Genomic DNA, 23,244 nt, shown 5'->3' with positions numbered 1-23,244 from the left:
CTTGTCTGAGGAGTACTTGTCTGAGGAGCTGAGGTGTGGCTAGTCTACCGACCGTGTTCATGATGCGCGGACTCCTTCTTCTCGGCAGCCGCGGCGGGGCCTGACGCGACCGGCACCCCGCCGCGGGGTGCCGTGCTGCCGGTCGTCATCCGTCGACCGCGAAGGACGCGTCCGATGTACCGCTGGAATCCACAGACCCCCTCCCCCATGCCGTTCCACCGCTACCGCCCCCATCACGAACGCGTCGCCGCCCCGCCGGTACGGGAGCGGGGCTGGCCGGGGCGGCGGATCACCGAGGCCCCGCTCTGGGTGCCGGTCGATCTGCGCGACGGCAACCAGGCGCTGGCCGAGCCGATGGACGCCGCGCGCAAGCGGCGCTTCTTCGAACTGCTGGTGCGGACCGGCTTCAAGGAGATCGAGGTCGGCTACCCGTCCGCCAGCCGGACGGACTTCGACTTCGTACGGCAGCTCGTCACGAGCGGCGCCGTCCCGGACGACGTGACCCCGGTCGTCTTCACCCCGGCGAAGCCGGACCTGATCGAGCGCACCTTCGCGAGCATCGAGGGGCTGCCGCGCGCGGTCGTCCATCTGTACGTCGCGACGTCGCCGGTCTGGCGGGACGTGGTGCTGGGCCGGACCCGCGCGGAGATCCTGGCCCTGGTCCGGGAGGCGGGCACCCGCATGGCCCGGCTCGCGCACGCCCGCGGGGACGCGCACATCCGGTTCCAGTTCGCGCCGGAGACCTTCAACCTGACCGAGCCGGACTTCGCCCTGGAGCTCTGCGACGGGCTGACCGAGCTGTGGGACGCGAGCCCGGACCGGCCGGTCACGCACAATCTGCCGACGACGGTCGAGACCGCGACCCCGGACGTCTACGCGGACCAGATCGAGTACATGCACCGGAACCTGGCCCGGCGCGACTCCGTGATCCTCTCCGTGCACCCGCACAACGACCGCGGCACCGGGGTCGCCTGCGCCGAACTGGCCCTGCTCGCGGGCGCGCAGCGGGTGGAGGGCTGTCTGTTCGGCAACGGCGAGCGCACCGGCAACGTCGATCTGGTGACCCTGGCCCTGAACCTGTACACGCAGGGCGTCGATCCGAAGCTGGACCTCTCCGGCATCGACGCGGTGCGCGAGACGGTCGAGCACTGCAACCAGCTGCCCGTGCACCCCCGCCACCCGTACGCGGGCGACCTCGTCCACACGGCGTTCTCCGGCACCCACCAGGACGCGATCAGCAAGGGCTTCGCACACCGTGCCGCGGACCCGGACGGGCCGTGGGAGGTGCCGTACCTGCCGGTGGACCCGGCCGATCTCGGGCGCTCGTACGAGGCCGTCATCCGGATCAACTCCCAGTCGGGGAAGGGCGGAATGGCGTATCTGCTGAGGGAGCACCACGGCATCGACCTGCCGCGGGAGATGCGGCCCGAGTATGCGCGGGCGGTCCAGGAGGCGACCGACGCGAGCGGGCGCGAGGCGGGCCCGGACGAGCTGTACGCGCTGTTCCGGGACGGCTATCTGGACGCCGGCGGGCCGGTGCGCCTGGTCGACTGGGCCGCCCGGCGGGACGGCGCGGAGGTGCATCACTTCGCCTGCACCGTGGAGGTCGACGGCGAGCGCCGGGAGCTGGAGGGCAAGGGCAACGGTCCGCTGGCCGCCTTCGGCGACGCGCTGCGCGCCGCGGGGGTGGACGCCGACATCGAGTCCTTCGCCCAGCACGCCCTCGGCGCCGGCTCGGGCGGCGAGGCCGTCGCCTACGCGCGCTGCCGGGTGGGACGGGCGCGCGCATGGGGCGCGGCGCGGCACACCTCGGTGCTGGCCGCGTCCGTCGGGGCGGTGCTGTCGGCGGTGAACCGGGCCGCCGCGACGGAGGGTTGAGCACACGCGTCCGCCGGACCGGGATCCGTGTGGTCCCGGCCCGGCGGGCGCGGTGGGTATCCCGGTGCTCAGGCCTTGTTCAGGTTGGCCCAGAACTCGTCGAAGGACAGCACCTTGTCGCCGTCGGTGTCCTGCCGGGCGATGAGGACCTCGGCCACCGACTCGGTGACGTTGAAGTCGCCCATCTGCGCCATGGCGCTCTTGTACTCGGCCGCCGTGATGAAGCCGTCGCCGTCCGCGTCGAACCGGTCGAACGCCTTGCGTGCTTCCTCGATGCTCGCCACCGGGACCACCCCTCGTTTACGTACTGCTCGTGTTGCCGTATTGACGGAGGTCAGATTAACCGGCCGGGTGGGCCCGGAGTGCAGCCAGTACCCAGGCGAACTCCGGACGGTGCGCGGGCTGTGCGGTCGAGCCCTTCAGCACGGACAGCAGTTCGCGGTAGCGGGCGACCTTGTCGTCCATGGTGGCGAGCAGCCGGTCCAGGACCGCGGCGCGGTCGGCGTCCGGGCCGAGCAGGTCGCACAGCACGCCGTCGGCCTCGGGCGAGGCCGGGTCGGTGCCCGCGCGGACGGCGTCCCCGGCGAGGGTGACCAGTTTCTTGAGGAACCACATCGAGCGGCCGGCCTGGTCGTCGGGGCCGCGGTCGGCGGCGTTGTACTCGGCGGCCCGGCGCATCCGTGCCTTGAATCCGGGGTCCTGGAGGAGTTCGGCCAGCTCCATCCAGGCGTCGGCCTGTTCGGGGGTCGGGTCGTCGGGCAGCCCGGCGCTCATGCCGCGCATCCGTTCCTGCACCGCCGGGTCGACGGTGTCCAGGCCGTGCAGCATCTCCTCGGCGAACTCGTCCATGATGCGCTTGCGTTCGGCGGTGGACTGCCGTGCCAGTCTGTTCATCAGGGCCATCTCCTCGGCGCTCGAATTCCGCTGGGCGACCGTCGACAGCACCGCGCGGTTCAGCCGCAGCACCCGGATCTGCGCGTCGAGGGCCACCACGTGGGCGGCGGCCACCGAGGCGATGTCCCGCTCCCCGGCCAGCACCTTGCGTACGTCGTCCAGGCCGAGGCCCAGCTCGCGCAGGGTGCGAATCAGTTCCAGGCGGGCCACCGACTCGGCGTCGTAGAGCCGGTAGCCGCCGTCGCTGCGGGTGACGGGGTGCAGGACGCCCTCGTCGGACCAGTAGCGGATGGTGCGCACCGTGAGTCCGGCGCGGCGGGCCAGCTCTCCGATCGTGAGCAACCGGGGTCGTTCGTCGGTCATGCCAAGGAGTCTGAGCCCTCCAGCGGGTGGAGACTCAAGCGTCCGGCACGGTCAGCGGAAGATCCCCGTGTGACCGAGCGAATAGCGGCCCGGCTGCGGGTACACCGCGAGGCCGTGGGGGCCGTTGCCGACCGGGATGCGGGCCAGTTCGACGCCGGTGCGGGTGTCGATCGCGTAGACCTCGGAGTCGTAGCGGCCGGAGAGCCAGAGGGTGTTGCCGTCCGCCGAGACGCCGCCCATGTCGGGGCTGCCGCCCTGGGGGAGCTTCCATTTCTTCGTGAGGCGGTTCGCGGGGAAGTCGAAGACGGAGATCGTGCCCTCGCCGCGGTTGGAGACGTACATCTCCCGGGAGTCGCGGCTGACGTAGAGGCCGTGGGTGCCCTTGCCGGTGGGCAGCAGCTTCGGGGTGGCGAAGGTGTCGCCGTCGAGCACCCACATGCCGTTGGCCATCATGTCGGCGATGTAGAACCGCTTGCCGTCCGGGGAGACCTTGACGTCCTGCGGCATCGCCCCGTGGAACGGGAGCTTCTGCTGGGCGACCACCTTCATCTTCGCGGTGTCGACCTTCAGCAGTTCGCCACTGAACTCGCAGCTGACGATGAAGTAGCGGCCGTCGAGGGAGAAGTCGGCGTGGTTGACGCCGTAGCAGGAGACCGGCTCGGTGTGCTGGATCTTCATGGTGTGCGGGTCGCGGAAGACCAGTTCGCGGTCGAGCGAGGCCATGACGACGGCGTGCTTGCCGTCGGGGGTGAAGTAGAGGTTGTACGGGTCGTGGACGTCGACCGGGGCGCCCGCCTTGCCGGTGCGCGGGTCGATGGGGGTGAGGGTGTTGCCCTTGTCGTTGTTGACCCAGAGCGTCTTGAGGTCCCAGGAGGGGACGACGTGCTGGGGCTGGCGGCCGACCCGGATCGTCTCGGTCACCTTGAACGTCTTGGGGTCGATGACGCTGACGGTGTCGGACTCGGTGTTGGGGACGTAGATCCGGGAGGGGAAGTCCTTGACCACCGGGGAGAGCTTGTTCGGGCGGTCGGCGGCGTAGACGTCCTCGGTGTCGAGGACGGGCGGCATCCCGGGCAGCCCGTACACCGCCTGGCGCTTCGGTACGGCCGGCTTCACGGCCTTGATCGCGCCCTGGGTGGTGCGCCCGGTGCTGCCGGTCTCGGTGCCGCAGCCGGTCAGTGCGGCGAGGACGGCGGCGGTCAGCAGGAGGCCGGTACGGCGGGTGAGGTTCACGAGAGCAGCTCCGTACAGGTCACCGCGGACAGGCCGCGACGGTCGAGGTGGTCGAGGAGGGTCGGCAGGGCCTTGACCGTGTCCGCGTAGCCGAAGTGGAGGCTGACGATCGAGCCGGGCCGCACGGCCGAGACGACGTTCTGGACGACGGCCTCCTGCCCCGGCGAGGTGTAGTCGAGCGAGTCGACGTCGTACGAGAGGACGTGCGGGTAGCCGGCGCCGCGGGCGAGGCGGGCGACGAGCGGGGTGGCGGTGCGGTTGCGGGAGGGCCGGAACCAGGTGCCGATGGAGCCGGTGAGGCGGCGGATGCGGTCGGCGCAGTCGGTGATCTCGGCGCGGGCCTCGTCCTCGGGCAGCTCGCTGATGCCGATGTGGCGCATGGTGTGGTTGCCGAGGTCGTGGCCGCCGTCGATGATCCGCCGGGCCAGGTCGGGGTGCTTGTCGAGCCAGGTGCCGACGGCGAGGACGGTGATGCGGGCGCGGGCCCGTTCCGCCTGTTTCAGGAGCGCGTGGGCGACGTCCGGGTCGCCCTGCCCGTGGAAGGTGAGGGCGACCTGGTCGGTGGAGCGCGGGCCGTGGGCGATCTGGGCCGGCTGCCCGGGGAAGCGGCGGGGGCCGGGTGCGGCGCGGGTGGCGGGGGCGGTGCGGTGGGCTTTCGGGGCCGGCGCGCTGGTGGCGGTGTCGGTCTGCTCGGCGGGGGCGCAGCCGGCGGCGAGAGCGGCGGTGAGTCCGGCTCCCGCGCGCAGGGCGGAGCGGCGTCGGATCGGTTCTGCCTGAGTCACCCGCCTTATTTAAGGGCGATCCGGGGCGAAAGCCTTCTACCGACCCGAGGGCCTTAATGATTGCTGAACACCGTCTGCACATTTCCTTTATTTGCGAGGCCGATGACCCTTGTCACCAATGATTCATTTGGCCGTTCCTGGTCCCGTCTGCCATGATCGGTGCTACGACCTCCATTGACCCGGGCCGGTCGTCCACAGCCGCCGCGGAACTCACCCCCATGTCCGCGGCGCACCACACGAAAGCCCCCGCGGCGCCGCACAACGGCGAGAACGGGGGCTTTCGTGCGTCTCCAGGACGGGCGGGGCAGGGGTCAGCGGTCGGCGACGCGCATCTCGAACCAGGTCGTCTTGCCGCGCGGCAGCAGATCCACGCCCCAGCGGTCGGAGATCTTGTCGACGAGGAAGAGGCCGCGCCCGGAGACGTCGAGTTCATGGACCGGCATGAGGCAGGGCAGGCCGCGGGACGGATCGCGGACCTCGATCCTGATCCAGCCGCGACGGCGCAGCATCCGCAGGCCGAAGACGCGGGCTCCGGTGTGCCGCACCGCGTTGCCGACGAGTTCGGAGACGAGCAGGACCGCGTCCTCGGTCATCTTCGGGGAGAGGCCCCAGTGCCGGAGGATGACGACCTGGGCGAGCCGCCGCGCGGTCGCCGCCGATTCCGGGCGCGACGGCAGCGGCACCTCCGCCTCGGTCGGATTACCGAACAACTCCAGCGCCCGCAGCGCGTGCTCGTCCTCCACCGCGGGAGACCAGCGCGCCGCGGTCGCACCGCCGTGCCTCCGCGGCTGTTCGACACCCTCAAGCCCCGCCATGCCCACCATGATGGCTGCCCAGCGGGGCCCGTGGGACCGTTCCGGCTGAATAAGCCCCCCGGAACGCCTCATTCCGGGGGGCTCTTCTGGCATATGCCAGTGACAGATAGAGGGTTGTTACAGCCCGTCTGACCTGCAATGATTCACCGCGCGCGGGCAGTCGATGATCGTCACCGGCCCAGATCGCTTAAGGTTCCCTTAAGGCAGGGATAATGCGCTCCAACGGGGGACGTGATCAACTCTGCTTGCCCGCAAGGGAATTGACGCACCGTCCGCGAGGGCCGTCAGGCGAACTTCGCCTTGCCCGGACCTTCCTCCACGAAGCTGCGCATTCCGGTCTCCCGGTCGGCGGTGGCGAACAGGCCCGCGAACCAGTTCCGTTCGATGGCGAGGCCGGTCTCCAGGTCCGTCTCCAGACCCGCGTCGACGGACTCCTTCGCGGCGCGCAGCGCGATCGCCGGGCCCTGGGCCAGCTTCGCGGCCCAGGCGTGGGCGGCGGTGAACACCTCGTCCGCCGGGACGACCTGGTCGACCAGGCCGATCCGCAGCGCCTCGTCGGCCCGCACGTGGCGGCCCGTGAAGATCAGGTCCTTGGCCTTCGACGGGCCGATCAGGCGGGCCAGCCGCTGCGTGCCGCCCGCGCCCGGGATCAGGCCGAGCAGGATCTCGGGCTGGCCGAGCTTGGCGTTCTCACCGGCGATCCGGTAGTCGGCGCACAGGGCCAGCTCGCAGCCGCCGCCCAGGGCGTAGCCGGTGATCGCGGCGACCACGGGCTTGGGGATGCGGGCCACCGCGGTGAACGAGTCCTGGAGGGCGCGGGACCGTACGACCATGGCCGCGTGGTCCATGGCCTGCATCTCCTTGATGTCGGCGCCGGCCGCGAACACCTTCTCGCTGCCGCGCACGACGACGGCCCGGATGTCGTCCCGGGCCGTGGCTTCTTCCGCGAGTTCCTTGATGCGGTCCTGGGTGGCGACGTCCAGGGCGTTCATCGGGGGACGGGCCAGGGTGATGGTGCCCACGCCGTCGGCGATTTCGAGGGTTGCGGTCATGCTCCGCAGGTTAGCGGGCGTTCACCGCGTGGGGGGTGGTGCGCTTCGTCACGCGGCCGTCCCGCCGCGACGGCCGGTCGCGCAGTTCCCCGCGCCCCTTGCGGGGCGCGGGGACCCGGTTACTTCTTCCAGTCGGCCCAGGACATGTTCCAGCCGTTCAGGCCATTGCCCGGGGCGACCGTCTTGTCCTTCGAGTGCTTCACGATCACCACATCACCGGTGAGCGACTGGTTGAAGAACCAGGCGGCCGCGATCTTGCCGTCGTACCCGCCCCGCACGTCGCGCAGCCCGATGCACCCATGGCTGGCGTTGTAGTTGCCGAAGGCGTCGCCGCCCCAGTAGTTGCCGTGGATGAAGGTGCCGGAGTCGGTCAGGCGCTGGGCGTGCGGGACGTCCTTGATGTCGTACTCGCCGCCGTAGCCGACCGTCTCGCCGTTCATGCGGGTCACCGTGAGGCGCTGGCTGATGACCATCTGGCCGTTCCAGGTGTCGTAACCGGGCTTGCCGGTGGTCACCGGAATCGTCTTGATGGTCTTGCCGTCGCGCTTGACGGTCATCTTCTTCGTCTTCACGTCGACCGTGGAGACCTGGCTGCGCCCGATGGTGAACTTCACCGTGCGGACCTGCTTGCCGTAGACACCGTCGCGGCCCTCGACCCCGTCGAGGTTGAGCTTCACGGTGACCTCGGTGCCCGCCGCCCAGTACTCCTCGGGACGGAAGTCCAGGCGGTCGTTGCCGAACCAGTGGCCCTCGACGTCGACCGCGGGTTCGGTCGTGATCGAGATGCCCTTCTCGACGTCCTCGGGGTGCGTGATGCCCCGCGTGAAGCGGATCGAGAACGGCATGCCGACGCCGACCTTCGAGCCGTCCTCCGGAGTGAACGTACCGATGAAGGTGTTCTTCGGCGTGAGCGTGGTGAAGCTGGTGTCCTTGGCCGACTCGCGGCCGTCCTCGTCCTTGGCCACCGCGTGCACCTTGTACGTGGTGGACGCGGCCAGATGGTGGTCGGGGGCCCAGGACGTGCCCGTCTCCGCGATCTTGCCGTCGACCTTGTTGCCCTTGCTGTCCGCGACCTCGACCGCGGTCAACTTGCCCTTGTCGGCCGTGACTTTGAGCGCCCCGCTGGTCGCCACGCTCTTCGCGCCGTCCTTGGGTGCCACGGTCACCACGGCGGCCGACGCCTTGGTGTCCTCACCCGCCTTGTCGGATTTTCCCTTGCCGTCGTTCCCCGTGTCCGAACCGCCCCCGCCACCGCACGCGGTGACCAGCAGCAGTGCCGCGCCCAGCAGAGCCGCCGATATCGGCCGTCGCCCGTTCAAGATGTCTCTCCCCTCGCCAGGCCCGGGTCCAGGGCCTGCACCCCTGCGCGTCCGCGCGCGCACTGCGAAAGATAACCACACGACCTGGGAAAACGGAGCCCCGAACTATGTCACCGTTTAGTCCCAACCGCCGGTGCCCCACCCCCCTTTCGGATCGTGGTCCGTCGCTTTCCGGGGCACCGGCCCTTCGCGTCAGTGGCTAGGAATGCGCGGCGCCCCCGGCCTTCCACGTCCTCCAGTCCATGTTCCAGCCCCCGAGCCCGTTGTCAGCAGCCACTTTCTTGTCAGCGCTGTTGCGCACCTCGACGACGTCCCCGACGAGGGTGTGGTCGAAGAACCATCCGGCGGGGGTGAGGGAGCTGCCGCCCTTGACGTCGCGCAGGCCGACGCAGCCGTGGCTGACGTTGGCGGAGCCGAAGGCGCCGCCCGACCAGTAGTTGCCGTGCAGGAAGGTGCCGGAGTCGGTGAGCCGGATCGCGTGCGGCACGTCCGGGATGTCGTACTCGCCGCCGAACCCGACGGTGCGGCTGTTCATCCGGGTGACCTCGTGCATCTCGGTCACCACCATCTTCCCGTTGTACGTGGTCGAGCTGGGCGCCCCCGCCGTGATCGGCAGGGTGTCGAGCAGCTCGCCGTCACGGACGACCCGCATGGTGTGCGCGGCCGCGTCGACGGTGGACACCTGGCTGCGCCCGATGGTGAAGGTGAACGTCTTGTGCTGGAGGCCGTAGACGCCCGAGGCGCCCTCCACGTCACGCAGGTTGAGGTCGACGGTGACCTTGGTGCCGGGCTTCCAGTACTTCTGCGGGCGGAAGTCGAGCCGCTCCTTGCCGAACCAGTGCGGGGCGATCGGCACGGCGGGCTCGGCGGTGATGCGGACGGCGCGCTCGACGGCGGCCCGGTTCTCGATCTCCCGGTTGAACGCCAGCTTCACGATCATGCCGGTGCCGACCGTGGCCCGGTTCTCCGGCGTGACGTAGCCGATGAAGCGCTCGTCGGGGACGAAGGTGGTGAAGGTGGTGTGGCGTGCCATCCGCCGCCCGTGGTCGTCGACCGCGACCGCGTCGACCGTGTACTGCGCGGCGAGCGCGAGCCCTTCGGCGTCCCGCCCGGTGGGCCGCCACCGGGTGCCGTCCTCGTCCAGCCGGCCGGGCACGGCCTCCTCCTGCGCGTCCTGGATCCGGACGACCTTGACGGACTGCAGCCTGCCCTCCGGGACCTCTACCCGGAGTGTGCCGTCGCCCTTCACGTTCTTGCTCGCGTCGTCCGGTGTCACCCGGATCATGTCCTCGGGCGCGCGCGGCTTGCCGAGCACCTCGTGCGAGTCGCAGCCGGCGAGAGCGCCGACCAGTCCTGCCCCTGTCAGTACGGCGCCCAGTGTCGCCCCTGCGCGCCGCGCGCGCCTCACAGCAGTTTTCACGCCAGGCCAACGACGGGCACCCCGCTGGGGAAACGTGAGTGCGAGGCAAGCTCTGGGCAGAACACTGGGGAGGGCTTGAGGGGAGCGCGGCCGGGACGCCGCGCGCGCCCCGCTCCGGCCCGCCAGTCGTGGAGCCGCGGGAGGCTGACAGGTGTCGAGCGCACCCGAGCAGGAGGCCGTGCAGTCCGGCACGGGGACGGCCGTGCCGAACGGTACGGCGGGTCAGGGACGGCCGGTGCCGTCCGCGCTGATCGGGCGGGGCAGAGAGCGGGAGTTCACGCCGCCGGTGGGTCCGGTGTGGCCGGGGGCGCCGATGCCGCTCGGGGCCCGCTTCCGGGTCGGCCCCGACGGCGTCGCGGGCACCAACTTCGCGTTGTGGGCGGGCGGCGCCGAGCGCGTGGAGCTGTGCCTGTTCGACGAGGAGGGCCGCGAAAGCCGTTCGCCGCTGGCCGAGTTGACGCACGAGATCTGGCACGGGTTCGTGCCCGGGGTGCGCCCGGGGCAGCGCTACGGCTTCCGGGTGCACGGCCGCTGGGACCCGTGGACGGGCGCCCGGTGGAACCCGGCGAAGCTGCTCCTCGATCCGTACGCGCGCGCGGTGGACGGCGAGTTCGGGCTGCCGCCCGAGGTCTACGGGCACGTACGGGACTGGCCGGAGCAGCATGTGGCGGACACCGTGCGCGACGACCGGGACTCGGCGCCGTACGTCCCCAAGGGTGTCGTGGTGCACGACGACGCGCCGGACGACGAGTGGGCGGACGACCGGCGCCCGAAGACCCCGTGGGCGGACTCGGTCATCTACGAACTGCACGTGCGCGGCTTCACCCGGCAACACCCGGGGATTCCTGAGGAGTTGCGGGGCACGTACGCCGGTCTCGCGCATCCGGCGGCGATCGAGCACCTGGTGAAGCTAGGGGTGACGGCGGTGGAGCTGCTGCCGGTGCACCAGTTCGCGCACGAGGACCATCTGCTGCGCCGGGGCCTGAAGAACTACTGGGGCTACAACTCGATCGGCTACTTCGCCCCGCACGCGGCGTACGCGGCCTCCGGCACGGCCGGGCAGCAGGTCGGCGAGTTCAAGCGGATGGTGCGGGCGCTGCACGACGCCGGGATCGAGGTCATCCTCGACGTCGTCTACAACCACACGGCGGAGGCCGGAGAGCTGGGCCCGATGCTGTCTCTCAAGGGCATCGACAACCGCGGCTACTACCGTCTCCAGGGCGACGCCCGGCGCTACGCCGACTACACGGGCTGCGGCAACACCCTGCACGTCGTCCAGCCGCACGTGCTGCGCCTGATCACCGACTCGCTGCGGTACTGGGTGACGGAGATGGGTGTCGACGGCTTCCGCTTCGACCTGGCGGCGGCGCTGGCGCGCTCGATGCACGACGTCGACATGCTCTCCCCGTTCCTCGCCGTCATCGCGCAGGACCCCGTGCTGCGCCGGGTGAAGCTGATAGCCGAGCCGTGGGACGTGGGCTCGGGCGGCTATCAGGTGGGCGCCTTCCCGCCGCTGTGGACGGAGTGGAACGACCGTTACCGCAATGCCGTACGGGACTTCTGGCGCGGCGCGCTGCCCGACGTACGGGATCTGGGCTACCGCCTGTCGGGGTCGAGCGACCTGTACGCGTGGGGCGGGCGCAGGCCGTACGCGTCGGTCAACTTCATCACCGCGCACGACGGGTTCACCCTGCGCGACCTGGTGAGTTACGAGCGCAAGCACAACGAGGCGAACGGCGAGGGCAACCGGGACGGGTCGAACGACAACCGGTCGTGGAACTGCGGCGCCGAGGGCGAGCCTGCCGAGCCGTCGGTGGCGGCCCTGCGCAGGCAGCAGCTGCGGAACCTGCTGACGACGCTGCTGCTGTCGACGGGCGTGCCGATGCTGGTCGCGGGCGACGAGTTCGGGCGCACCCAGCGCGGCAACAACAACGCCTACTGCCAGGACAACGAGATCGGCTGGGTCGACTGGAGCCTCCTGGACGACCCGGGCTGGCGCGCACTGTTCGACCTGGCCGCCCGGCTGATCGCGCTGCGCCACGCGCATCCGGTGCTGCGCCGCCGGGCGTTCTTCTCGGGGCGTGCGCACTCGGCGGACGGGCTGCGGGACCTGGCGTGGTTCACCTCCCGGGGTACGGAGATGACGGAGCGGGACTGGTACGCGCCGGCGGCGACGCTCGGCATGTACCTCTCCGGGCGGGACATCCCGGGCCGGGACGCGCGCGGCGAACCGGTCGAGGACGACAGCTTCCTCGCGGTGCTGCACGCGGGCGACCGCGCGGAGAGCTTCGTGCTGCCCGGCGAGCCGTGGGCCCGGGAGTACGAGGTCGTCGTCGACACCGGCGAGGAGTCCCAGGAGGCACCGCCCGGCGTACGGCACCCGGCGGGCGGCACGGTGACGGTGGGGGCGCGGACGGTGCTGCTGCTGCGGGTGCGGGCGTAGGTCCGGGCCGGATTCAGAGCGGCTGCCGGGCGAGGACCACCAGGTACGCCCCGTACCAGAGGGACACCGCGCCCAGCGCCGTCGCCACCGCGATCACCTGGGCCCGCCGCGCCCACCAGCCCCGCACCATGGCCCGCGCCATCGGGATCAGCAGCGGGAACGCGGGCAGCAGGAAGCGCGGCTTGGAGCCGAACGGGCCGGAGCCGAGGACCACCAGGGCCACGAGCGCGCCCGTGTACACCAGGAGCGCGAGCGGTGGCCGGTCCAGGCACAGCAGGGCGAAGAGCAGCAGCGCCGCCGCGACGATCACCAGCGCCAGCGGATAGCCGGCCTTGCCGCCGTCCAGGAACAGGCCGCGCAGGAAGCGCAGGGTCCGGACGCCGAAGTCGATCCGCGAGTTCCAGGCGGCCTGCACGGTGAAGTAGCCGTGCAGCAGGTCGCCGGTGCGCGCGCCGACCCACAGCACGTATCCGGCCCAGCCCGCGGGCGCGAGGAGCGCCCCCGCCCACAGGGTCACGGGGATCCGCCCCCGGTGGCGTACGGCCTCGTGGACGGCCACCGCCAGGACGGCCGCGGCGACCGCGAACCCGCTCGGCCGGGTCAGGCCCGCGAACGCGGACAGCGCGCCCGCGAGCAGCCAGCGACGGGTGAGCAGCGCGTGCAGCGACCAGGCGGAGAGCGCGCAGAACAGCGGCTCGGTGTAGGCGAGGGTGAGGACGACCGAGTGCGGCAGCATCGCCCACAGCGCGACGGTGACGGTGGCGACGGCGACCCCGTGGACCCGGTGGACGACCGCGTACACGCCCCAGGCCGCCACGAGCGCCGCACTCCACGCGATCAGCAGCGCCGCCTGCCCGGTCGACAGCGGCAGCACCGTGGAGACGGCTCTGATCAGCGCCGGGTACAGCGGGAAGAACGCCCGGTCGGTCTGGAGGAGGCCGGCCGCGGACTCCCGCCAGTGATGGTCGTAGCCGTGCCGGGCGATGCTCAGGTACCACTTGGAGTCCCAGGTGTGCGTCAGCGCCTGGGCCGGTGGGCGGCCCGCCCAGTGGTCGAGGACGACGACGAGCACGGCACCCGTGAGCCGGACGGCGGCGAACACGGCGAGGGCGCGCAGCACGCGCGCGGGCCGCTGCCGCGGGGCCGGGACGTCGTCGGGACGCCCGGTGGCGGAGGACATGACCACGCCGGTCAGCGTGTCGTCGCCGGGCGCGGGGTGACAACGGCGAATCCGGCTGTGTCCGGAGAAGGCCGGTAAGAGCCGCCGGGACGCGGCGCCCTACGATGTCCCGGCGTGACCCGCATCGACCCCAGCACCCGCACCCGTACCCGTACCACCGTCGACGAGATCGCCGCCGGGCTGTCGCACTGGCCGCGCCCGCAGGCCGGGGAGCTGGCCGAGGTCGTCGCCGCCCATGAACACAGCGGCGCCTACGCGGTGTTCGACGCGGACAACACCACGTACCGCGGTGATCTGGAGGAGTCGCTGCTGCCCTTCCTGGAGCTGCGGGGCGTGCTGACGCGGGACACCGTCGACCCCGCGCTCGCGGTGGTCCCGTTCCGGGACACGGCGGGCCGCCGGGAGACGCTGACCGAGTACTACGCGCGGCTGTGCGCCCTCGACGACCTGATCGCCTACCCGTGGGCCGCGCAGGTCTTCGCCGGGTTCACCCTGCGGGAGCTCAGGGGCCATGTCGACGCGCTGCTGGCGTTCGAGGGCGCGCTGCCCGGCGGGGGCGGGCCGCCGCGGGTGTCGCGGGGCATGCAGGAGCTGTACCGGGTGCTGCGGGCGCACGGCATCGAGGTGTATGTGGTGAGCGCCGCCTCCGAGGATCTCGTACGGATGCTGCTCACCGATCCGCGCCACGGCTACGGCCTGCCGCCGGGGAACGTCATCGGGGCGAGTGCGCTGCTCAGGGACCCGTCGACCGGGGACGTGACGAGTTCCCGCAAGGAGATCGCGGCCGGTACGTACGACGAACAGGCGCTGTCAGACTGGGAGTTGACGTCCACGCTGCTGGCGCCGCTGACCTGGTGCGAGGGGAAACCGGCCGCCATCCGTACGCACATCGACGCCTGGCGCGGCCCGGTGCTCGCCGCCGGGGACACGCCCGCGAGCGACGGGCCGATGCTGCTGCGGTCGGTGGACGTCGAGCGCGGGGGCGTACGGCTGTGGGTCGACCGCGCGAACGGCTCGGCGGCGGAGCTGGAGCGGCTGAAGGCGGACGGGGCGCGGCGCCAACGGGAGCTGGGGCTGGCGGTCACGGCCGATCAGGGGTGGGTGACGGTGACGCCGGAAGAGATCGCCTGAGGCCGGCGCGGACGGGCGGGGCTCAGCCGAGGATCTTGCGGTCGTACGCCACCGCGACCGCCGCCGCGCGGTCCTTGACGCCCAACTTGCCGTAGATGTGGGTGAGATGGGTCTTGACGGTGGCCTCGCTGATGAACAGCTCGCGCGCGATCTCCTTGTTGGAGGTGCCCCGGGCGACCAGGACCAGGACCTCGCGCTCGCGGGCCGAGAGGGTCTCGTCGGCGGGGGCGGCGGGCGTGCGGACCGCGGTGACCAGGCGGGAGGCGACCGCCGGGGAGAGCACCGTGCGGCCCTCGGCGGCCGCGCGGACCGCTGCGAAGAGCTCCTCGCGCGGGGCGTCCTTCAGCAGGTAGCCGGTGGCGCCCGCCTCGATCGCGGGCAGGGTGTCGGAGTCCGTGTCGTACGTCGTCAGGACCAGGACGCGGGCGCGGGCGCCGCGCCGGGCCAGCTCCCTGATGGCGTCGACACCGCCGCCGCCCGGCATCCGCAGGTCCATCAGGACGACGTCCGGGTCGAGTTCGGCGACGCGGGTGACCGCCTCCACCCCGTTCGCCGCCTCGCCCAGGACCGTGAAGCCGGGGGCGGACTCGAACATGCCGCGGACGCCGTCGCGGACGACCGGGTGGTCGTCGACGATCAGGAGGGTGATGGCGCTGCTGTCACTGGTCATGGGGCACCAAAGGTACGCGAGCGGAGATCGCCGTGCCGCTGCCCGGCTCGGACTCGATCGTCACGTCGCCCGTGAGCCGTTCGGCGCGGGCCCGCATCCCGTCGAGGCCGAAGCCCCCGCTGCCGGTTCTCGCGGGCAGGGCCAGCGGGTCGAAGCCGCGGCCGTCGTCGCGCACGTCGAGGGTGACCTCGCCCGCCATGAAGGAGAGGGTGACGCCGAGGCGGGTGGCGTGGGCGTGCCGGGCGGCGTTGGACAGGGCCTCCTCGGTGATCCGGAGCAGCGTCGCCTCGATCTCGTCGTGGAGCGGCTGGGCGGTGCCGGTGACGGTGAACTCGGCGCGCACGCCGGTGCGTCCGCCCCAGTCGGCGACCGTCTTCTTCAGGGCCTCGGGCAGGCCGGCGTCGGCGAGCGCGGCGGGCGAGAGGTTGTGCACGGAGCGTCGGGCCTCGCCGAGGCTGTGCCGGGCGAGGGCGTCGGCCCGGTCCAGGTGCTCGCGGGCGATCTCCAGGGTGGGGGCGTTCTTGACGACCTGGATCTGGGCGATGATGCCGGTCAGGCCCTGCGCGATGGTGTCGTGGATCTCCGCGGCGAGGCGGCGGCGCTCGTCGGCGACGCCCGCCTCGCGGGCCTGGACGAGGAGCTGGGAGTGCAGATGGGCGTTCTCGTCGAGGGCCGCCTGGAGGGCCGCGTTGGTCTCCGCCAGTTCGCGGATCGTGCGGACCTGGACGCGGGCGCGCTCCTGTTCCTTCTCCTGAAGGTGCCCGGTGATGACGACGAAGGCCATGTTGGCGACGACCAGCGCGCCGAAAACCGCCCAGGCGAGCGGGCTGTCGGGCCAGAGACCGCCGGACTGGGAGCCCGCCACGATGACGACCGAGGCGAGGATCGCGGGCCGCTGCTGCCAGCGCGGCAGCAGCCGGTCGGCGTCGTAGTAGCCGACCGCGGCGAAGAACGCGAAGAACGGGTTGATCAGAGTGACGACGAACGCGATCGCCCACCGCGTCCAGTAGAAGGCCGCGCTCACGGCCGACACCCGCATCGGCTCCGGCTCCGCCGCCGTCCAGGCCAGCTGGAGCACGAGCGCCAGGGCGGACAGGCCTCCCGCGACGTCCCAGTCGGTGCGGGACATGCCGATCACGTCGGAGGTGGCGGCCAGCAGGAGGACCGCTACGGCGAGCAGCACGTACGCGCCGTAGCGGTGCACGACGCGCCAGGGGCTCTCGGCGGTGGCGACGGCGTCGGCGAGCTCGGCGGCGGCCGTGCGGTCGCGTACGGATCCTTGGGGCATGCCGCCAGTGTGCAGGTCCGCGCCCTCGGTCATGCTCACTCCCAGCGGAACCAGCGGGCGGCGGCGCCGGACAGGCCGACGGCCCACACGGCCAGCACCAGCAGGTGGGACCAGGCGGGCCAGTCCCCGGCCATGGCCTGGTTCAGGGCCTGGGCGGCGGCGCCGAACGGCGTCAGCTCGACGATGTGCGCGAGCGCGTCCGGCATCGCCTGGACCGGCACCCACACGCCCGCGCAGAACATCGCCGGGAAGAAGACGACGGTGCCGATCGCATTGGAGATCTTCGTCGTACGGGCCCGGGAGGCGATCAGCGCGCCCAGGGCGAGGGCGACGATCACGGAGAGGACGAGGGCGAGCAGGTAGCCGGGGAGCTGCCGGGGCAGGGCCACGTCGAAGGCGACGCGGCCGACGGCCAGGCAGAGCGCGGCGCCCAGCAGGATCGCCGCTCCGTGGATGGCCATCTGGGCGCTGAGCAGCGCGGACGGGCGTACCGGTGTCGTCGACATGCGGCGCAGCACGCCGCGCTCTCGGTACCCGGTGATGATCGGCGGCATCGACTGGATGCCGCCGGCAATCATGGCGAGCAGCACGGTGACGGGCACGTACGCGTCGACCAGGCGGATGCCGCCGAGCCCGGAGTCGACCTCGCGGAACGACGGGATCGAGCCGAGGATCACCAGCAGGGCGATCGGGAACAGCAGGATGCCGATCAGGCTGCCGGCCTCGCGGCGGAAGAGGGAGAACTCGGCCTTCAGGACAGCCTTGTTCGGGGCTTTGTTCGGGGCTTTGTTCGGGGCGTTGGTGACGACGGCGGTGCTCATGACTGGCCGACTCCCGTCAGGTCGAGGAACGCGTCGTCCAACGTGGCGTCGGAGACCCGCAGCTGGTGGGCGGTGATGTGGTGCCGGGCGAGCAGCGTGATGACCGCGTTGACGGTCTCGTCGCCGCCGGTGAGGGTGATCCGGCCGTCGCGGTGGTCGCGGGAGGCGAGGCCGGGCAGCGCGGCGAGCGCGTCCTCGTCGAGCGGCGCCGACGGGGTGAAGGAGATGACGGTGGCGCCGGCGGCCTGCCGGATCAGCCCGGCCGGGGTGTCGAGGGCTGCCACCCGCCCCTTGTCGATGACCGCGATGCGGTCGCAGAGCCGCTGCGCCTCTTCCATGAAGTGGGTGACGAGCAGGACGGTGACGCCGCTGTCCCGCACCTCCTCGATCAGCTCCCAGGTGTCGCGGCGGGCGCGCGGGTCGAGGCCGGTGGTCAGCTCGTCGAGGACGACGACGCGCGGGTTGCCGACGAGCGCGAGGGCGATGAAGAGCCGCTGCTTCTGGCCACCACTGAGCTTGGCGAACCGGGTGTCCAGCTTCTCGGTGAGCCGCAGCCGCTCGGCGAGCGGCCGCCAGTCGAGGGGGTCGGGGTAGATCGCCGAGTACAGCTCCAGCGCTTCCTTCACGGTCAGCTTGGGCTGGATCTCGCTCTCCTGGAGCTGGGCGCCGAGGATGCCGGTGAGGGCGGCGTGATCGCGTACGGGGTCCAGCCCGGCGACCCGGATCCGCCCCTCATCGGGTGTCCGCAGTCCTTCCACGCACTCGACGGTGGTGGTCTTGCCGGCCCCGTTGGGTCCGAGGATCCCGAAGATCTCGCCCTCGGCGACGGAGAACGACACCCCGTCGACGACGGCCCGCCCCGCATACGCCTTCCGCAGACCGCTCACCTCGATGAGCGGTCCGGTGTCTGTACTGGTCCCTGTCGTCATGCCTCAAGGCTCGCGTCAGGGGCGGGGTCCGGACATCGCCCATCGCGCTCGAAGGCCCATCAACCGATCGGTTGATGGGCCGCTACGACTCGGGGGTGCCGACGGTCGCTAGCCGACCGTGACGGAGTCACCGGTGGAGGTGCTCGCTCCGGTGGTGGAGTTCCCGTAGTACTTCCAGCGCCAGGTGCCGCTCTTGTCGGCGGTGACGGTGGTGGAGAGCTTCCCGGTGCTGCTCGCGTAGGCGTACTTCACCGACGTGTACGTGTCCGAACCGGCGGGCTTGAACTGGAGGTAGACCTTGCGGTCGCCGTAGTTCACGTACTTGTGGGCGGACCAGTCGGCGCGCTGCACGACACCGGTGACGGTGATCTTCTTGCCCTTGACGGCGGGTTCCGGCGACGCGTTGGCGGTCAGCCGGGAGTACCGCTGGAGGGTGACGGTGCCGGAGAGGCCGTCGGTGTCGGCGCTGCCGCTGGTCTTGTATCCCCTGCCGGCCGTCTTCCACGCGGTGGCGTCACTGTTGACGAGCGAGCCGCCGTTGCCGCTGGGCATGTGGCGCGGGTCGATGCTGATCTCCCGCTCGCAGGCGCGGGTCGTCACGCCGCCGCTCGTCGACTTCGAGCAGCTGTACTCGATCTCGCTGAGAGCCAGCCCGTAGTCGCTCTTGCCGAGCGTGCCCCGGTAGGCGAACACCTCCCACTCGTCGAGCGCCGAGGTGCTCTTCACGGTGAACGTCAACGGGACGCTCACCCTGTTCGTCGTGCCGACGACGATCGGGTTCCCGTCGTTGAACACGACGTTGGAGAACGAGACGCCGCCCTCATAGGTGGTGGCTTCGGCGGTCATGGCCGTCGTCGCGACGAGCCCCACCCCTATGGCTCCGGACAGCAGCCCGAAGCCAAGTCCTCTTCTCAATCGAGGCTCCTTACACGTGACGAGAGTTGTCGTCCGGAGATGCCGGACGACGGCGAACGGCGATCAGGCGAACGGATCCTCCTCGGATCCCGCTCGGATCGACGCGCGATCTTCTCACGTCGCGGCGCGTCCGGATCCAGCCCGAAACCCGGTGGGCGTTGTCAGTGCCGAACCGTAGTCTCACCCCTGATGACGACTACAGATGCAACGACCACGGATCCTGACCGGAGTGACGGTGCGCCCCACCAGGCCCCGCCCGTACGGCAGTCGGCCGTGCGCACCCTCGCGCGGCTGTGGCCGTACGTGCGCCCCGTGCGGGCGCGCTGGGCGGGGGCCGCCGTGATCGCCGTGGTCGCGTCGTGTCTCGGGCTCGTGTTCCCGCTCGTGCTGAAGTGGATCGTCGACGGTCCCGTGACGGACCGGGACCCGTCCGGCGTGTGGCTCGGCGCCGGGGTGCTGCTCGCGCTCGGGATCGTGGAGGCGCTGTTGTTCGGGCTGCGGCGCTGGCTGGTGGCGCGGCCGCTCGCCGGGGTCGAGGCGGGGATGCGGGCCGATCTGTACCGGCATCTGCAGCGGATGCCGGTGGCGTTCCACGACAAGTGGGCCTCGGGGCAGCTGCTGTCACGGGCCACGACCGACCTCATGGTCGTGCGGATGTTCCTCGCCTTCCCGCTGACGTTCCTGATCGTCAACACGGTCACCATCGTGGCGGGGCTCGCCGTCCTCGTGGTGCAGGACTGGGCGCTCGGGCTCGTGCTGCTCGCGCCCGCGGTGCCGCTGATGGCGGTCTGTTACCGGTTCGAGCATGGGTACGCGGAGGCGTCGCGGCGGGCGCAGGACCAGGTCGGCGATCTGACCACGGTCGTCGAGGAGTCGGTGCTCGGCATCCGGATCATCAAGGGGTTCGGGCGGCACCGCAGCCACGCGCGGGCGTTCCGGGAGCTGTCGCAGACCGTGCGCGGCACCGAGCTGACCAAGGCGCGGCTGCTCGCCGGGATCCTCGTCGTCATCACCCTGCTGCCGGAGCTGGCGCTCGGCACCGCCCTGGTGCTGGGCACGGTGCGGGTCGCGGACGGCGATCTGTCGGCGGGGACGCTGGTGGCGTTCCTGTCGACGGCGCTCGCGCTGCGCTGGCCCATCGAGTCCATCGGGTTCCTGCTCGCGATGAGCCAGGAGGCGGCGACCGCGACCCGGCGCTACTTCGAGGTGATGGACGAGAAGGAGGAGGATCCGCGCGTCCACGAGCAGCGCACGCGGGTGGACGCGGAGGGCGGCGGCGGGAGCGGACTGCGGTTCGAGGGCGTCGAGTTCCGCTACCCGGACGCGGCCCCCGGCTCGGTGCCGACGCTGGCCCGGATCGATCTGCACATCCGCTCCGGCGAGACGCTGGCGCTGGTCGGCGCGACCGGCAGCGGCAAGACCACGCTGACCGCGCTGGTGCCGCGCCTGTACGACGTCACGGCCGGGCGGATCACGCTGGACGGGCGGGACGTGACCGCGATGCCGCGCGAGGAGCTGCGCACGCTGGTGTCGGTGGCGTTCGAGGAGCCGACGCTGTTCTCGGCGACCGTCGCGGCGAACGTGCTGATGGGCGCCCCGGACGCGACGGACGAGGACGTGGAGCGGGCGCTCGGTGTCGCCCAGGCCGACTTCGTGCGGCGGCTGCCCGAGGGGCCGGACACGGAGGTCGGCGAGCAGGGCCTGAGCCTGTCCGGCGGGCAGCGGCAGCGGCTGGCGCTGGCCCGCACCGTCGTGGGCGGGCCCCGGTTCCTGGTCCTGGACGACCCGTTGTCCGCGCTGGACGTGCACACGGAGGCCGCGGTGGAGGCGGCGCTGCGGCGCGTCCTCGCGGACAGCACGGCCCTGGTGGTCGCGCACCGGCCGTCCACGGTGCTGCTCGCGGACCGGGTGGCGCTGCTGTCGCAGGGGCGGATCACGGCGGTCGGCACGCATCAGGAGCTGCTGCGGACCAGCGCCGAGTACCGGCATCTGATGTCGGAGGACGACGACGGCCACGACGACGATCACGATGCCGCCGAGGCGGGGAAGGCGGCACACGCATGACGACGGCACAGGTGACCACGGGACCGGCGGCCCCGCAGGACGGCGCCCCCGACGAGGACGTGCGGCCGGGCTCCGCCGGGGACCCGTACGACCAGGACGACCTGCCGACGCCGAAGGGCGCGACGGGCACGCTGCTGCGCTCGCTGCTCGCGCCCCATCGGCGTACGGCCTGGCTGACGGTGCTCGCGCTGCTGCTCCAGCAGGGCGCGGTGCAGTCCGGGCCGCTGATCGTGGCGTACGCGATCGACAGCGCGGTGCCGGCGTTCCGCGACCACTCCTACGGCCCGCTGATCGCGGTCGGCGCCGCCTTCCTGCTGACGGCGTGCGCGTCGGCGGCGTTCCAGTACGCGTACATCCAGCTGTCGGCCCGCGTCAGTCAGAACGTGCTGGTGGAGCTGCGCGGCCGGATCTTCCGGCACGCGCAGGCGCTCAGTGTCGACTTCCACGACCGGTACACGTCGGGGCGGGTCATCTCGCGGGCGACGACGGACGTGGAGTCGCTGCGGGAGCTGCTGAGCGAGGGCCTCCAGGAACTGGTCAACGTCATCCTGGCGTCCGTCTACATCACGGTCAGCCTGCTCTGGCTCGACCTGGGCACAGGGGCGGTGGCCGCGGCCTCGTTCGTGCCGCTGTACGTGCTGATCCGCGCGTACCGGCGGCGGGCCGCGAAGGCGTACGGGGAGCGGTCGTCGGCGATCGCGACGGTCATCGTGAAGTTCGTGGAGACGATGAACGGCATCCGGCCGGTGCGGGCGTTCCGCCGCGAGGCCGCGAACGACGCGCACTTCGCCGAGCTGAACCACCGCCACGAGCGGGCCAACGGCACGGCGCTGCTCGAGATGGCGCGGTACGTCGTCGGGTCCCGGCTCATCGCGAACACGGCGGTGGCGGGCATGGTGCTGTGGGGCGCGTACCGGGTGGCCGGCGGCACGCTCGACCTGGGGGTCCTGGCCGCCGCGGTGCTGTTCATCCGGCGCCTGTACGACCCCATCGACCGGCTCGCGATGTTCCTCAACTCGTACGAGAGCGCCGCCGCGTCGCTGAAGAAGATCGCGGGGCTCCTCGCGCAGACGCCGTCCGTGCCGGAGCCGGAGGCGCCGCGCGAACTGCCCGCCGCTGCGGACGGGCAGCCGGGCCGCGAGGTCGTCTTCGACGACGTGTCGTTCGGTTACCGGACCGGCGGCGAGGTGCTGCCGCGCTTCGGTCTGACGCTGCCCGCCGGGCAGACGGTGGCCGTCGTCGGATCGACGGGCGCGGGCAAGTCGACGCTGGCGAAGCTGCTTTCGCGGTTCTACGACCCGTCGCACGGGCGGGTCCTGCTCGACGGCGTCGACCTGCGCGAGCTGTCCACCGCCGAGCTGCGGCGGGGCGTGGTGATGGTGACGCAGGAGGCGTTCCTGTTCTCCGGGACCGTCGCCGAGAACATCGCGATCGGGCGGCCCGAGGCGAGCCGCGAGGAGATCGAGCGGGCCGCGAAGGCGATCGGCGCGCACGACTTCATCACCGCCCTGCCCGACGGGTACGACACGGATGTGCGCAAGCGCGGCGGGCGGATCTCGGCGGGGCAGCGCCAGTTGGTGGCGTTCGCGCGGGCGCTGCTCGCGGACCCGGCGGTGCTGATCCTCGACGAGGCGACGAGCTCCCTGGACATCCCCGGGGAGCGGGCGGTGCAGCGCGCGATGCGGACCGTGCTGCGCGGCCGGACCGCCGTGGTCATCGCGCACCGGCTGTCCACCGTGGAGATCGCCGACCGGGTCCTCGTCATGGAGCACGGCCGGATCGTGGAGGACGGATCGCCGGCCGAACTCATCGGCGGCAGCGGCGTCTTCGCCGGTCTGCACCGGGCCTGGCGGGAGTCGCTGGTGGGCTGAACGATCATCGCCGCTCGCCTCCGGGACGAAAAACAGCCACGGCGTGAATCCGGCCGCCGGACGGCCCCGTAGCCGGGAACCGGCGATGTGCTCGCCGCGAACGCGAAGCGGAACGACACCTTCGGCCGGCCGCCGCCCCGCACGGGACGGCGGCCGCCCCCGTGGGCCTCGGCGGT

General features: G+C 71.8%; 19 protein-coding genes. 5 read left to right on the top strand and 14 right to left on the bottom strand.

Annotated features, from left to right (window positions below):
* Positions 1-174 precede the first annotated feature (174 nt).
* Complete coding sequence (gene leuA, locus K377_RS33755; RefSeq protein WP_111667425.1) at positions 175-1,878, top strand: 2-isopropylmalate synthase; 1,704 nt, start codon at positions 175-177, stop codon at positions 1,876-1,878.
* Positions 1,879-1,946: 68 nt separating this feature from the next.
* Here leuA and K377_RS33750 read toward each other — a convergent pair whose 3' ends face one another.
* The 8 genes from K377_RS33750 to K377_RS33715 form a co-directional block, all read right to left on the bottom strand.
* Positions 1,947-2,162 carry an EF-hand domain-containing protein gene (locus K377_RS33750; protein ID WP_111667509.1) on the bottom strand — a complete coding sequence of 72 codons (216 nt, stop codon included), beginning with the start codon at positions 2,160-2,162 and terminating at the stop codon, positions 1,947-1,949.
* Positions 2,163-2,217: 55 nt separating this feature from the next.
* A complete protein-coding gene (locus K377_RS33745; protein WP_111667424.1) occupies positions 2,218-3,135 on the bottom strand; it encodes a MerR family transcriptional regulator in 918 nt (305 codons plus the stop codon).
* 51 nt (positions 3,136-3,186) lie between these two features.
* Positions 3,187-4,368: a YncE family protein gene (locus K377_RS33740; RefSeq protein WP_111667423.1), complete on the bottom strand. Its 1,182-nt coding sequence runs from the start codon at positions 4,366-4,368 to the stop codon at positions 3,187-3,189.
* Positions 4,365-5,159 (bottom strand): polysaccharide deacetylase family protein, encoded by a 795-nt coding sequence (locus tag K377_RS33735; RefSeq protein WP_111667422.1) that lies wholly within the window; start codon positions 5,157-5,159, stop codon positions 4,365-4,367. The genes K377_RS33740 and K377_RS33735 overlap by 4 nt, the downstream gene beginning before the upstream one ends.
* A gap of 302 nt (positions 5,160-5,461) precedes the next feature.
* Positions 5,462-5,965, bottom strand: a complete 504-nt coding sequence (locus tag K377_RS33730) for an ATP-binding protein (protein WP_111667508.1) — start codon at positions 5,963-5,965, stop codon at positions 5,462-5,464.
* A 284-nt stretch (positions 5,966-6,249) separates the two neighbouring features.
* Positions 6,250-7,017 (bottom strand): enoyl-CoA hydratase/isomerase family protein, encoded by a 768-nt coding sequence (locus tag K377_RS33725; RefSeq protein WP_111667421.1) that lies wholly within the window; start codon positions 7,015-7,017, stop codon positions 6,250-6,252.
* A 119-nt stretch (positions 7,018-7,136) separates the two neighbouring features.
* Positions 7,137-8,336, bottom strand: coding sequence for an Ig-like domain-containing protein (locus tag K377_RS33720; protein WP_111667420.1), 1,200 nt, complete (start codon positions 8,334-8,336; stop codon positions 7,137-7,139).
* A 199-nt stretch (positions 8,337-8,535) separates the two neighbouring features.
* Positions 8,536-9,744 carry an Ig-like domain-containing protein gene (locus K377_RS33715; RefSeq protein ID WP_258395218.1) on the bottom strand — a complete coding sequence of 403 codons (1,209 nt, stop codon included), beginning with the start codon at positions 9,742-9,744 and terminating at the stop codon, positions 8,536-8,538.
* 163 nt (positions 9,745-9,907) lie between these two features.
* On the opposite strand from K377_RS33715, the gene glgX reads away from it, so the two are divergent.
* Complete coding sequence (glgX, locus tag K377_RS33710) at positions 9,908-12,199, top strand: glycogen-debranching protein (protein ID WP_375605981.1); 2,292 nt, start codon at positions 9,908-9,910, stop codon at positions 12,197-12,199.
* A gap of 13 nt (positions 12,200-12,212) precedes the next feature.
* Here the strand turns inward: glgX and K377_RS33705 are convergent, their stop codons facing one another.
* Complete coding sequence (locus tag K377_RS33705; protein WP_237551429.1) at positions 12,213-13,379, bottom strand: hypothetical protein; 1,167 nt, start codon at positions 13,377-13,379, stop codon at positions 12,213-12,215.
* 114 nt (positions 13,380-13,493) lie between these two features.
* Between K377_RS33705 and K377_RS41870 the strand changes: the two genes are divergently transcribed.
* On the top strand, positions 13,494-14,510 hold the full coding sequence (locus K377_RS41870; protein ID WP_161195012.1) for a haloacid dehalogenase-like hydrolase: 1,017 nt from the start codon (positions 13,494-13,496) through the stop codon (positions 14,508-14,510).
* Between the two features lie 22 nt (positions 14,511-14,532).
* Here K377_RS41870 and K377_RS33695 read toward each other — a convergent pair whose 3' ends face one another.
* The 5 genes from K377_RS33695 to K377_RS33675 form a co-directional block, all read right to left on the bottom strand.
* Positions 14,533-15,180, bottom strand: coding sequence for a response regulator transcription factor (locus K377_RS33695; protein ID WP_111667418.1), 648 nt, complete (start codon positions 15,178-15,180; stop codon positions 14,533-14,535).
* A complete protein-coding gene (locus K377_RS33690) occupies positions 15,170-16,468 on the bottom strand; it encodes a sensor histidine kinase (RefSeq protein ID WP_111667504.1) in 1,299 nt (432 codons plus the stop codon). The genes K377_RS33695 and K377_RS33690 overlap by 11 nt, the downstream gene beginning before the upstream one ends.
* Positions 16,469-16,503: 35 nt before the next feature.
* Positions 16,504-17,289 carry an ABC transporter permease gene (locus K377_RS33685; RefSeq protein WP_111667417.1) on the bottom strand — a complete coding sequence of 262 codons (786 nt, stop codon included), beginning with the start codon at positions 17,287-17,289 and terminating at the stop codon, positions 16,504-16,506.
* The gene (locus K377_RS33680; RefSeq protein ID WP_111667416.1) at positions 17,286-18,218 is read right to left on the bottom strand and encodes an ABC transporter ATP-binding protein; all 933 of its coding nucleotides are present in this window, start codon (positions 18,216-18,218) and stop codon (positions 17,286-17,288) included. Before K377_RS33680 ends, K377_RS33685 begins: the two co-directional genes overlap by 4 nt.
* Before the next feature lie 108 nt (positions 18,219-18,326).
* Complete coding sequence (locus K377_RS33675; RefSeq protein WP_146614808.1) at positions 18,327-19,133, bottom strand: hypothetical protein; 807 nt, start codon at positions 19,131-19,133, stop codon at positions 18,327-18,329.
* Between the two features lie 189 nt (positions 19,134-19,322).
* Here K377_RS33675 and K377_RS33670 point away from each other — a divergent pair, with 189 nt between their 5' ends.
* Positions 19,323-21,197, top strand: coding sequence for an ABC transporter ATP-binding protein (locus tag K377_RS33670; protein WP_111667414.1), 1,875 nt, complete (start codon positions 19,323-19,325; stop codon positions 21,195-21,197).
* Positions 21,194-23,068, top strand: a complete 1,875-nt coding sequence (locus tag K377_RS33665) for an ABC transporter ATP-binding protein (RefSeq protein ID WP_111667413.1) — start codon at positions 21,194-21,196, stop codon at positions 23,066-23,068. The genes K377_RS33670 and K377_RS33665 overlap by 4 nt, the downstream gene beginning before the upstream one ends.
* Positions 23,069-23,244 lie beyond the last annotated feature (176 nt).

Origin of the sequence: Streptomyces sp. PsTaAH-137 (assembly GCF_003259365.1) — a bacterium.
Taxonomy (GTDB): domain Bacteria; phylum Actinomycetota; class Actinomycetes; order Streptomycetales; family Streptomycetaceae; genus Streptomyces.
This window is presented reverse-complemented; position numbering and strand designations above follow the sequence as displayed.